Raw genomic sequence first — 12,751 nt, 5'->3', positions numbered from 1 at the left:
TTATATCTTTATCTAATTAACTAAAGTTTGTTAAAAAAATAACATTATAAAAAAGTTAGACTTTTCAAGAGTTTTCTTCCTAGAAAATAGAATTTTCTTTGTTAGCTCGATTTCACTTTTTAATTTCATATGGACATTTCTCTATCAAGTGTTGTAGAATAATATGTCATATTTTAATTACTTTATAGGCTTTTCACCTCATAAATAAGAACAAAATAATTTTTTAATTCTCAGGAGGCACCATTTATGAAAGAAAATAATAACAGTACATGCCTAGGATCAATAAAATCAATTCTAGATAAAAATATAATGGTGATATCCTCTATATTTTTTTCCGGAGCCTTTATTGCCGGGAAATTTTCCATAATGGAGTTTCCTGTTTTCTCCCTTACCTTTTTCAGATTTTTAATTGCAAGTGTCATTCTTTTCTTGATAATGCATTTCAGAGGGGAAAATCTAAAAATATCCAAATCAGAGATACCTCATGTGATAGTACTTTCTCTTCTCGGGATGGTAGGTTATCACCTGTTTTTTTTCACTGCACTAAAATACACATCTAGTGTAAATACATCTCTTATTGCAGCCTCAAACCCAATAATGACAACAGTTCTAGCATCAATTTTTCTAAAGGAAAGGGTCTCACTAAAAGCCGCCTTTGGTATAGTCATATCATTTATAGGGGTTGCCGTCATAGTTACCAACGGTTCATATGAAGTCTTAAAGAATATGAATTTTAACATTGGAGACCTCTATATGCTAATAGCGGTATTGTCTTTCTCCTGTTATTTCATACTTCTAAAAAATGTCCTGAGCAGGATTCCCCCTATGAAGCTTACAGCTTATGTTTTTCTATTTTGTGTTTTGATTCTTCTCCCTGCTGTAATAATAGAAAACCCAGCTTCTTATATGGGGTCAGTTACAATAAAAGGTTGGGGAAGCCTTTTATACATGGCGACTTTTGCCTCTGTTATAGCCTATATGCTCCAACAAGTTTCAGTAAAGAGAATCGGACCTTCAAAGACCTCTTTGTATATAAATCTTATTCCACTTTTTTCAATGGTAATGGCTTATTTTATTTTAGGGGAAAAAATTACAATTCAAAAGATACTGGCTGCCGCCATGATCATCTCTGGGGTCATAATCACATTAAAAAGCAAAAATATCTCTAAATAATTATCAGTACTAAAAAAGCTAGGCATATATATCGCCTAGCTTTTTTTTATTAAAATAAATTATATTTTTTCACCATATTCTTTATCCTGTCTAGAGTTCTGTCTCTTCCGATGATAGATATCACCTGATACAGCTCTGCTCCTCTTGCCTGACCAGTGATTACAACTCTTAGAGGCATTAGTACCTTACCAGGACCCTCTCCTATCTCATCTAGAGTCTCGTTTAGAAGTGCCTTTGCTTCTTCCTCTGTAAGATCCTCTTTACTGTTTTCTATCTTACCTATGAAATTCTTTATAGAAGCCTTTCCAGTCTCATCATTTATAGCATTATGCATTCTTTCTATGGATTTTCTCTCTTTTTTGTTCATATCCTCATTGACTACAGGAAGTTCATAGTCGTCATTATAATAGATAGCTGCACCTTCAGCAAGTTCCTTTAGGAAATGTGTTCCCTCTCTTAAAATTTCAACTATTCTTTTTACAGTCTTATATTCTTTTTCTGAAACGTTTTCACCTATGTAATTTTGATCTTTAAAGAAAGGGATGGCAAGCTCAGTAAGCTCGTCTAAGTCCTTCATTCTCATATGCTGGTTATTTACCCAACCAAGTTTTACAAGGTCAAATACAGGTCCTCCAAGAGATACATGGTTTATATCAAAGTTATCCATAAACTCATCTATAGTGAATATCTCTCTGTTATCTGGAAAAGAGTATCCCATTAGTCCTAAGAAGTTTATTAATCCCTCTTTTAGATATCCCTGCTCTTTATACCAGTTTAGAGATACAGGATTTTTTCTTTTAGATATCTTTGTTCTGTCTGAATTTCTAAGTAAAGGCATGTGGATGAATTCTGGAGTTTCCCAACCAAAAGCCTTATAAAGTTGTATATGTTTTGGAGTTGATGCTATCCACTCTTCTGCTCTGATTACGTGAGTTATCTGCATAAGATAGTCATCTACTACATTGGCTAGGTGATAAGTAGGGAAACCGTCACCTTTTAGGAGAATCTGATCATCGATTTTGTCATTTTCAAAAACTACATCTCCTCTTAATCTGTCTTTGATTACAGTCGTTCCCTCATAAGGCATTTTAAGTCTTATTACATACTCGTCTCCAGCCTCTAATTTTGCCTTGATCTCATCTTCTGATAAAGATCTGCAGTGTCCGTCATATCCCGGGGCTTTTCCCATGGCCTTTTGTCTTTCTCTCAGCTTGTCTAGTCTATCTCTTGTACAGAAACAATAATAAGCCTCTCCCTTTTCAACTAGCTGCCTTGCATAGTCTCCATAAAGATGGAATCTCTCTGATTGCCTGTAAGGACCATATTCTCCACCTTCATCAGGACCTTCGCTGTAGTTTATATCCAGCCATTTCAATGTTTCAAATATCATCTTTTCAGATTCTCTTGTGGATCTTCCTTGATCTGTATCCTCTATTCTAAGTATGAAGTCTCCTCCATTTTTTTTAGCAAAAGCTAAGTTAAATAGTCCTATATACGCTGTTCCCACATGAGGGTCTCCTGTAGGAGAAGGGGCTATTCTAGTTCTGACTCTTCTTTCCATTGTTTTTATTCCTCCTAAAATTACTTTTTTATTATTTTTTAATTTTATAATTAATCTAAGTTTTATCTATCTTTTCAGCCATCTAAGATGTCCGTTGATAAAGTCATCTATATCTCCATCCATCACGGCTTTTATATTTCCAGATTCCACAAGGGTTCTGTGATCTTTGACTAGGGTGTAAGGCTGAAATACATAGGATCTTATCTGACTTCCCCATCCTATATCACTTTGTTCCCCCTGGATTTTTTTAAGTTCTTCTTCTCTTTTTTTCATCTCTAGCTCGAGAAGTTTTGACCTCAGTAACTTCATGGCTGTTTCTCTGTTTTGAAGCTGGGATCTTTCCCTCTGACAAGTCACCACAACGCCACTAGGAAGATGGGTTATCCTCACGGCAGAATCCGTAGTATTTACGTGCTGTCCTCCGGCTCCACTGGCTCGGTAGGTATCTATTTTTAGATCTCCGGTGTTTATTTCTATATCCGTAGTTTCATCTACTTCTGGCATTACGTCTACAGAAGCAAAGGAGGTATGTCTCTTTTTATTGGCATCAAAAGGTGATATTCGAACTAATCTGTGTATCCCCTTTTCATTTTTCAGATACCCATAAGCTCTCATACCTTCTACAAGAATGGTTATAGATTTTATTCCCACCATCTCTCCTGGCATAAAATCGAGCTCAGTTATCTTGTATCCTCTGTTGTTACACCATCTAGAATACATTCTATATAGCATATCTGCCCAGTCGCAGGCCTCTGTTCCACCAGCACCAGAGTGAATGGTTACTATTGCATTATTAGCATCAAATTCCCCGTCTAAAAGAAGTTTAACATCAAAGGCCCCTATAACTTTGTCCAGTCCTCTATGCTTTGTTTCTAGCTCTTCTAAAAACTCATCCTCTCCCATCTCTACAAATTCAAGGAGAACAGATACCTCATCAGAAAGTTTTTCAATAGAACGATATTCCCCTATAATTTCTTTAAGAGCGTTCATCTCCTTTATTAGCTTTTCACTTTCTCTTTTATCATTCCAGAATCCATCTTTCAGTGTCTCTTTTTCCAGTTCTTTTACCTTATTTTCTTTTCCTTCAAGGTCAAAGAGACCCCCTGATTTCTTCTATTTTCTCAATATGCTGAGAATGCTCTCTTTTTAACTCCAAAATATCCATTTGTATCCCCCTTGTATTTCAGTGTGATTCTTTTATTATCAATTTTGTAATAACTCTCTTTTTCTAAATCCGATTTTTTTTCTTCTATTAAGTTTTCATCTGAAGTGAGCAGCACTCCGCCGTCAAATTCAACTATATATTTTTTTATCTTAAAAAAGGGAAATCCAAAGTATTTTACTCCATTATGGTCTACCTTTAGATCGACCCCTACTTTTTCAAATATATCCTGAGTATAAATCTTCTTGAGAAGAGCATTACGGTCATTGTTTTTTTTCATAATAAGGACAACACCTTTTTCCCCATTTCTATCCAATAAAAAGGCACCCTTTAGTTTATTTTCCAATATATTTTTTATTTTCTCAGACGAAAGTTTAATTTCAGGTATTTCTTCTAGCAGAATAGAAGCCAGATCCTCATACTTCATTATAGGTGTAAGCCTTCCCTTTACTGGAATGGCGTTCATATTTTCATTTCCATCTATTTTTTCATAAAAATAAGTCTCAATAAGGTCGTTTCCTTTGTATTCTAAGGCCTTCATTTTATAGTCTCCATAGATATTCGTACCTTTTTCAGAAAAAATATACCGGAAATACGCTCCTGAATCCGAACCCAATAAATGAGATATCTTTTTTTCAAAATAATTTTTTTCTGATATTTTTTCATAGGCCTTTGCAAGATTATTTGATATAAAGGCCTCTTCACTATTAAATAATATAATAGTATTTTCATCATCTATGAGATACCTGACACTGTAATTTTTTCCATCTAGGCTAAAATTATCTTTTTCGTATCCCTCAATATATCTCAACTTTTCAAGACTATAAGGTTTCATATAAAACTCCGCAAAAAAATCCTTATCTGAATCAACTTCGGCAAAATATTTGATAACATCTATTTTATCAAGAGTGAACCCCCGAATTTTTAGTTTTTCATAAATAAGCGGAGCAGTTTCTTTCAGTTTAAGAAACCCATCACGACCCTGTCCTTGACACAGTATTTCAATTTTTTCTTGAACAGCCGCCACATGAAGGGACAACGTTAAAAAAATTATTATATTGAATAATTTTAACCCCCTCATCCTACATCTCTCCTTATTTTACGCAAAGTTAATTATACCACAGCACTTTTTTTTTTTCAATAAACCACAAGAGCTATTTAACATTTGTTTTTATAAGTTTTTCAAGGTTTTCTATATTGACATTATTGTACAATACTCCCCCTATACTTAGGTTTGGACCCTTGGCACATTTTCCAAAGCATCTCTGAGTGGTCAGTCTGTACTTTTTATCCTTAGTAGTTTCTCCTGCCTCTATACCCAGTTTTTTTTCTAGCTCTTCCAAGATCAAGAGACCGCCTTTTCCAGTGCATCCAAGACCGGTACAGACCTTTATTTCCACTGTATTGTCTATGCTTGTTTTATACCTTGGAAAAAAATCAATTGCATTTTGAATGGTTACCAAAAAAAGTCCCGTTTTATCAGCTATAAACTCCTGTACTTCCAAAGGAATATAACCTATCTCTTTCATTACAAAGTTCAGAACCTGTACCTCATTTCTTTTATCTTCCATTTCGCCGATAAAATTCTCGAGATTTTGATAAAACTCTTTCGTAATCATATCTCCTCCTGCTCTTAAAACTAATCTTTTTAATTTTTTTTTCAATTAAAGTATTGAATTTATCGGGATTCGTTACTTTTCTCTTGAAAGAAAAGTAACCAAAAGTTCAAGCCTGTGAAAAATCAGCTAAATAACCTTGAAAATCCAAGAAAAACTCGAAACTCGCTACGCTCAGACAGTTGATTTTTTCTAGAGATTTCTCTCAGTCATTCTTAACGCTTATTTTATCAATGGCCAAAAGAATTTCAAAAGATTTAAAAAAAAATAATTTAAGATTTTAAATTCCCCTTTAAAAAATGCCGTTAAGAAATCATCTTGTGAAATCCACTTTCATTGAAATAAGGAGGTTTACCGACTATATTTCAATAGAAAGTTAGTTCAGAAGTGATTTTAGGTATTTTTTAGGGGTGCCTTTTCTTTGGTTACTTTCTTTGGGCAAGCAAAGAAAGTAACACAGCTTTTGGATAAATTCAGTAATTTATTCAAAAATAAAACCTTAAAAACATTTAAACAAAATTGCCATTGCCGTCGCATACTCTCTAGAATGGGATATAGTTAACATCACCTTAAAATCTTTATATTTTTCCTCTAGTGCTCCATAAAATTTCACTTCTGGTTTCCCCAGGCTATTATTTACTACCTCTATATCACAAAGATTAAATCCTCTGACCCCTGTCCCCATAGCCTTAGATACAGCTTCTTTTGCAGCAAACCTTCCTGCATAACCTGGATACGGATCGGATTTTTTTTCAAGGTAATCTATCTCATTAGAGGTATAAACTCGATCTTTGAATCTAGAGTTTTTTACTATGGCTTTTTTTATCCTGTCTATTTCAACTATATCGTTACCGATACCGGTTATCTCCATCTTCCACCTCACAGACCTTTTGTAAAATTCTCTCTTAGACTTTTTTTCTAAATAAATCTAGGTTTACGTCTATAGTTACCTTCAGTTCATCGAGGAGATAAAGTCTATCCACTCCCTCTTTAGGACTTCTCCACTTATAGGGGGTCATATCAAATAGACTCTTTATATTTTCATTTCCCTTTATAGTTTCTGTATATTTGACATTCACTGTTTTTTCCAGTTGGAAAAAATCAGCGAGATGTTTTTCAGGCCTGTAAAAATCAGTTTTTACATCTTTATAAAGAACCTGTTTCATCTCTAAGAGATGTTTTCCACCAGTAGAGGCTACCACAAGATATCCCTTGTCTTTTATTACCCTGTTGTACTCCTCCGGTACTATTCTAGAAAACATACAAAGAACAAAATCAAGAGCGTTATCCTTTATGGGAAGTTCTCCACCACTTGCAACAAACCATGATATCTCTTTATAACTTTTACTGGCTGCCAAAACAGCTTCTTTGGATATGTCTATCCCAAGCATCTCTACTGTTTTATTTTTTTCTTCAAGAAAGCTTTTTAGACGGTTGGTGTAATACCCCTCACCGCAGCCGATATCCAGTATCTTTAGCTCTTTTTCTTTTGCAGCAGATTCTGCCACCATAATATTTACTTTTTCAGATATTTTTTTATAAAATCCAGCTTCTAAAAATCGTTTTCTGCTCTCTACCATCTCCCTGTCGTCACCGGGATTTTTAGATTTCTTTTTGCTAGATAAAAGCAGATTCAAATATCCCTGCTTTGCCATATCATAATTATGATTATTTTTACATCTAAAACTTCTTTCTATTTTCAGAAGTTCCTCTTTACAAATAGGGCATACCAATAATCCCATTCCATTACCCCTTTATCATTTTATAAGCTAGTTTCGTATTTTGATTTGTTACTCTTACTACCTCTTCATAATCTACATTTTTTACCTCTGCTATTTTTCTGGCTACATATTCCACATAAGAGGGCTCATTTCTTTTTCCTCTATAGGGTTCAGGTGTCAGATAAGGTGAGTCTGTCTCCACCAGTAGTTTTTCCAAAGGAATTTTTTTTATTGCCTCTACCAGTTTTTTGGCGTTTTTAAAGGTTACTACTCCGCCTACACCGAAATAAAAATTATCCATTACCTCTAGTGCACTTTCATAAGACCCGGGATAGCAGTGAAGTATTCCTGTTACATCAGGGTACTTTTTTAATATCTCAAGGGTGTCATGCATAGCATCTCTTGTATGCACCACTATAGGTTTTTCTACTCTTCTAGCAACCTCTATAAGCCTTTTAAAGACCTCCTGCTGTTTCTCCTTAGGTTCTGTCATCCAGTGGTAGTCAAGACCTATCTCCCCTACTGCAAGAACCTTAGGATGTCTAGCTAGCTTTTCCAGTGCATTTTCCATCTCCTGATTATAACCGCTTATATCTGTCGGATGGATTCCTGCTACTGCATATATAAAATCATGTTTTTCTGCGAGTTTTATACTTTCTTCAGAACTTTTCAAATCATAACCTATATTTACAGCAAACTCCAGTTCTTTTCCTATTTTTTCTATGATTTCGTCTCTGTCACCTTGAAATTTTTCATTATCAAGATGACAATGGGAATCTATAAGTTTCATTATTATTTATCACCGCCATTAATTTTTCTTGAAATATTTAAAATTATACTATAAATATCTTATTTAAACAAACCCCTCTTACATCTTTGTAATACGGGATTTTTTCTCCTTTAAAACCAATATCTTTTTATATACTCTATTTACATACAAAACTGCAACAAGGGCCGCACTCCAATTTATTGTAAATATACCCCACCATATTCCTGTGACATCCCCTGTAATATTTGTAAAAACAGGAAAAAGCAGAATAGGCATGAGAAACTGTCTGTAAATACCTATAATAATTGCAAATTTCGGTCTTTTCAGACCCTGAAGCACCGAAACTGATATATTCAAAAGAATATAAGAATTAAACACAAGAATTTCCACTCTAAAGTATCCCATGCCGTATCTTATTATCTCACTGTTTCTTGTGAAAATCCTGAGCAAATATCCAGACAAAGGAAGTATTATAAACATTGCAATGGTCATAATAACAATCCCATACTTTAGAGTCTTTTTATATACATGCATGACCCTTTCTGTCTCCCCAGCTCCATAGCTTTGACCGGCTATACTTAGTGCTGCTATATTTAGTCCTATAGCCGGCAAAAGTGCCATCTGCTCTATTCTCATAGATATCCCATAGGCTGCCACAGCCATATCTCCTCCATTTTTAATTACAAAATAATTGATCACAAATATCCCCAAGGCTATCGTCATCATATTTAGACTAGCCGGTATTCCCTGTGACAGTATGTTTTTATAATTTTCCATATGTGGTTTGCAAAGCTTGTATCCATGACCTGAAAAAAGTTGGGACATTTTAACTTTTTTATACAGATAAAAATTCCCCATTATCTGCACAATTACTGTTGCTATTGCCACTCCGTCTGTGCTCATTTTCAATATAAATATAAAAAACGGATCTAAAACTATATTTACAAAAAATCCAATTATCAAAAAATTTCTATAGGATTTGGTGTCTCCCTGAGAAGATAGTATCCCGTTAAAAACCATGTTCATAACAAAAAACACCGATCCTATAAATATCCAGGTGGTATATTTTTCTCCGTAAAAAACAGAAGTTTCTGCACCTCCCATATATTTAAAAAGAGGTCCGTCTACCCCTATACCCACAAAGGTTATAAAAAATGCAAAAATAACTCCCAGTGTCAGAGCATCCCGTCCAGTCACTCTTGCCTTTTCACAGCTTTTCTCCCCTATAAAATTTGAAAGAATAGCCGTCACCCCTGTCCCTATACCGGAACCTAAGGATATAAGAATAAAAAACACAGGAAATGACATGGCAAGTCCTGCCAAGGCATCAGGACCTATATATCCGGTATACATACTGTCCACCACATTAAAAAGGGTGTTAAAAAGGAACCCCACACTAGAAGGGATTGCCACTTTTTTTACTGCCTGCCCTATGTCTCCCTTTGTAAGGTCCATCTCTCCCACTCCTTTTTTTAATTTTTTTATGATATTGAGATAAATTACTTAGTTTATAAGCTATGTGTCCAAAAGGTTTTGTCCTTATTAAAACTAATTCTTATCTTTCACCGGTGTTCGTTTGTAATGAAATTTTTTAACTTTAATATTCAGATCAAGTCGGTGATTCACTAAGAAAATAAGAGGGCCCTAACAGGCCCTCTATCTATTGTCATCAAGATAGTTTTCAAGTTCTTTCAACTTTATTCTGTTGACCTTACTTTTATGAAAATAATAGAGAAGGTAGTTCAAAAGTTTTAACCTCGTATCCACATCATAGTTTAGAAAAATTTTTCCAAGAACATCTTTTCTCTGGACAAAATCAACACCAAGCTCCTCTTTGTAGGTTTTTATATATCTGTCAAAACTAAAAGGCAGTTCAGGGTTATATCTTCTCATAATACAATAAGTAGCTTCTTCATTAAAATCTATCGTATTGTCTTCGATAAGTTTTTGCATCATCTCACCTATTTTTACCCAGTTATAGTTTGACATTCTGTCACCATCTCCTTCTACTCTCTATAAAAATATTTTACATTGATCTTTCAACATTTCCTTTTTTATACATCCAACCCATCTTACTATCTCTTAAAAAATTAAATATCTATATTTTTTTCATATAATATAAAAAAAACAGGGGACATGCATCCCCTGCAAATAATTCTATTTTCTGTCTTCTTTTAATTTTTTTATCTTAGTCGGAAGTGAGAATATTTTTATAAATCCTTCTGCATCACTGTGACTGTAAAGGTCACTTGCACCAAATGATGAGATTTCCTCGTCATAAAGGGCATTTTCAGTTATTCTTCCTGCTACTTTTACATTTCCTTTGTAAAGCTTCATTTTTATTGTTCCTGTCACATTCTCATGAAGTGTATCTACAAAGCTGTCGATAGCTTCTCTTAAAGATGTAAACCAAAGTCCGTTGTATGCAAGGTCAGCATATTTTTCAGAAAGACTTCTCTTTAATGCCCACGAATCTTTGTCTAGACACACACTCTCAAGGTCTGTAAGAGCCTTGTAAAGAAGTGTTCCTCCTGGAGTTTCATATATACCTCTTGATTTCATTCCCACAAGTCTGTTTTCTACTATATCTATTACCCCTATTCCATTCTCTCCGGCTATTTTGTTGAGCTTTTGAAGAAGTTCTACAGGTCCCATAGCGTCTCCGTCAACTGCTACTGGGAATCCTTTTTCAAAAGTAACAGATACAAAAGATTCCTCATCTTTAGCTAATTTTGGAGGAGTTACCATCATGTACATCTCTTCTTTATGCTCATTTGATAAAGTTTCGATATCTCCACCTTCATGACTTATATGCCACATATTTTGGTCTCTAGAGTAGATTTTTTCCTTTGTTACAGTTAATTTTATACCCTTTGCTTCTGCATAGTCTATTGCATCTTCTCTAGATTCGATATCCCACTCTCTCCAAGGAGCGATTATTTTCATCATCGGATCAAATGCTGCTACTCCTACTTCAAATCTTACCTGGTCATTACCTTTTCCTGTACAACCATGACAGATATATGTAGCTCCCTCTTGATGAGCTATTTCAACTAATTTTTTAGCCATTAGTGGTCTTGCAAAAGATGTTCCTAAAAGATATCTGTTTTCATACATAGCTCCTGCCTTAAGTGCTTTAAAGGCGTATTCTGTTAAAAATTCCTCTTTAGCATCTACAACAAATACTTTTGCAGCTCCTGAAGCTATGGCTTTTTTCTTAACTTCTTCCATATCGTCATCTTGACCTACATCTACGCAGACAGCGATTACGTCAAGACTGTAATTTTCTTTTAACCAAGGTATGATGATAGAGGTATCTAGTCCTCCTGAATATGCTAATACTACTTTTTCCATTTATAACTCCCCCTTATATTTTTCTAAAAGTTTTTTTCCTTCTGATATTTGTCTTTTAACCTGGTTTGTAGATGTTCCTCCGTAAGAGTCTCTTCCCTCTATACAAGCCTCTACTGTAATAAGTGTTAATACATCACTTTCAAATGCATCACTAAACTGTTTAAACTCCTCTAAAGAAAGTTCCTCAAGAGATGTGTTCTTTTCTTCGCAGTAAGCCACCATCGAACCTGTTATGTGGTGAGCTTCTCTGAATGGTATCCCTTTTTTAGCAAGGTAGTCCGCCACATCAGTTGCGTTGATGAATCCTCCGTAGATTCCCTTTTTCATATTTTCTTCATTTACAGACATTGTAAGAAGCATCTCTTTGAATATTTCAAGGGACATTCCCATATTGTCTACTGAATCAAAGAATCCTTCCTTATCCTCTTGAGTGTCCTTATTGTATGCAAGAGGCAGACCCTTCATAACTGTCATTATGCTAACTAAGTTTCCGTAGACTCTTCCGCATTTCCCTCTCACAAGTTCAGGAATATCAGGATTTTTCTTCTGAGGCATGATCGACGATCCTGTAGAATAGCCGTCATCTAGCTGAACAAATGAAAACTCCTTTGTAGACCACATAATAATCTCTTCAGAAAATCTAGACATATGCATAGCTATCATAGCAAGGACAAAATTCATCTCTATTATAAAGTCTCTGTCACTTACAGTATCTAGACTGTTCTCACTTACCTTGGCAAATCCAAGAAGTTCTCTTACATATTCCCTGTCGATAGGGTAAGTAGTTCCTGCAAGGGCTCCTGCACCTAGAGGAAGTACATCTATTCTTTCTACTGCACTTTCTAGTCTTTCTAGGTCTCTTTTAAACATCTGAAAGTAAGCCATTACGTGGTGAGAAAAAAGTATAGGCTGTGCTCTCTGAAGATGTGTGTAACCAGGCATAATAACCCCTATATTCTTTTCACTGACCTCTATAAGAGCATCCATAAGTTCTAGCAAACCGCTTCCTATTTCCTCAGCTCTTCTCTTTGTATAAAGCCTCGTATCCACAAGCACCTGGTCATTTCTGCTTCTAGCAGTATGAAGTTTTTTTCCGGCCTCTCCTACCAAAGCTATAAGTCTTCCCTCTATAGCCATGTGTATATCTTCGTCTTTTATTGAGAAAACAAAGTTTCCAGACTCGATCTCCTCTTTTACCTGAAGTAGTCCTTTTTCGATTGTTTTTTGCTCTTCATGAGATATTATATCCTGTTTTGCAAGCATCTTAGAATGAGCTATACTTCCCTCTATATCCTCTTTATACATTCTTTTGTCAAAGTTTATAGAAGCATTAAACTTTTCAAGTAAACTGCTTGTCTCTTTCTTAAACCTTCCACCCCAAAGTTTCATATATCC

At 34.9% G+C, this 12,751-nt stretch carries 12 protein-coding genes; 1 reads left to right on the top strand and 11 read right to left on the bottom strand.

All coding sequences use genetic code 11. The features are described 5' to 3' along the window. Nucleotides 1-246 precede the first annotated feature (246 nt). Nucleotides 247-1,173 carry a DMT family transporter gene (locus ILYOP_RS01850; protein ID WP_013386809.1) on the top strand — a complete coding sequence of 309 codons (927 nt, stop codon included), beginning with the start codon at nt 247-249 and terminating at the stop codon, nt 1,171-1,173. A 49-nt stretch (nt 1,174-1,222) separates the two neighbouring features. Here ILYOP_RS01850 and gltX read toward each other — a convergent pair whose 3' ends face one another. The 11 genes from gltX to argH all read right to left on the bottom strand — a co-directional run bounded on the left by gltX (nt 1,223) and on the right by argH (nt 12,745). Continuing rightward, on the bottom strand, nt 1,223-2,734 hold the full coding sequence (gltX, locus tag ILYOP_RS01845; protein WP_013386808.1) for a glutamate--tRNA ligase: 1,512 nt from the start codon (nt 2,732-2,734) through the stop codon (nt 1,223-1,225). 66 nt (nt 2,735-2,800) lie between these two features. Next, a protein-coding gene (prfB, locus tag ILYOP_RS01840) for a peptide chain release factor 2 (RefSeq protein ID WP_013386807.1) occupies nt 2,801-3,899 on the bottom strand; the annotation gives its coding sequence in 2 pieces (ribosomal slippage) (nt 2,801-3,826 and nt 3,828-3,899; 1,098 coding nt in all). After that, nucleotides 3,856-4,977, bottom strand: a complete 1,122-nt coding sequence (locus ILYOP_RS01835; protein WP_013386806.1) for a hypothetical protein — start codon at nt 4,975-4,977, stop codon at nt 3,856-3,858. The genes prfB and ILYOP_RS01835 overlap by 44 nt, the downstream gene beginning before the upstream one ends. Nucleotides 4,978-5,050: 73 nt before the next feature. Beyond that, on the bottom strand, nt 5,051-5,515 hold the full coding sequence (locus ILYOP_RS01830) for an NADH-quinone oxidoreductase subunit NuoE family protein (protein WP_013386805.1): 465 nt from the start codon (nt 5,513-5,515) through the stop codon (nt 5,051-5,053). 496 nt (nt 5,516-6,011) lie between these two features. Beyond that, nucleotides 6,012-6,383 (bottom strand): holo-ACP synthase, encoded by a 372-nt coding sequence (gene acpS, locus ILYOP_RS01825; protein WP_013386804.1) that lies wholly within the window; start codon nt 6,381-6,383, stop codon nt 6,012-6,014. A gap of 34 nt (nt 6,384-6,417) precedes the next feature. Beyond that, nucleotides 6,418-7,254 carry a putative RNA methyltransferase gene (locus tag ILYOP_RS01820; protein WP_013386803.1) on the bottom strand — a complete coding sequence of 279 codons (837 nt, stop codon included), beginning with the start codon at nt 7,252-7,254 and terminating at the stop codon, nt 6,418-6,420. A 4-nt stretch (nt 7,255-7,258) separates the two neighbouring features. Then, the gene (locus tag ILYOP_RS01815; protein ID WP_013386802.1) at nt 7,259-8,023 is read right to left on the bottom strand and encodes a TatD family hydrolase; all 765 of its coding nucleotides are present in this window, start codon (nt 8,021-8,023) and stop codon (nt 7,259-7,261) included. Nucleotides 8,024-8,101: 78 nt separating this feature from the next. After that, nucleotides 8,102-9,457 carry an MATE family efflux transporter gene (locus tag ILYOP_RS01810; RefSeq protein WP_013386801.1) on the bottom strand — a complete coding sequence of 452 codons (1,356 nt, stop codon included), beginning with the start codon at nt 9,455-9,457 and terminating at the stop codon, nt 8,102-8,104. 201 nt (nt 9,458-9,658) lie between these two features. After that, nucleotides 9,659-9,991: a hypothetical protein gene (locus tag ILYOP_RS01805; RefSeq protein ID WP_013386800.1), complete on the bottom strand. Its 333-nt coding sequence runs from the start codon at nt 9,989-9,991 to the stop codon at nt 9,659-9,661. Nucleotides 9,992-10,159: 168 nt separating this feature from the next. Then, nucleotides 10,160-11,356 carry an argininosuccinate synthase gene (locus tag ILYOP_RS01800; protein ID WP_013386799.1) on the bottom strand — a complete coding sequence of 399 codons (1,197 nt, stop codon included), beginning with the start codon at nt 11,354-11,356 and terminating at the stop codon, nt 10,160-10,162. Further along, complete coding sequence (argH, locus tag ILYOP_RS01795; protein ID WP_013386798.1) at nt 11,357-12,745, bottom strand: argininosuccinate lyase; 1,389 nt, start codon at nt 12,743-12,745, stop codon at nt 11,357-11,359. Between the last annotated feature and the right edge of the window lie 6 nt (nt 12,746-12,751).

Origin of the sequence: Ilyobacter polytropus DSM 2926 (assembly GCF_000165505.1) — a bacterium.
Classification (GTDB): Bacteria; Fusobacteriota; Fusobacteriia; order Fusobacteriales; family Fusobacteriaceae; genus Ilyobacter; species Ilyobacter polytropus.
The sequence above is the reverse complement of the archived record's forward strand: the minus strand, read 5'-3'. Positions and strand labels throughout refer to the sequence as shown.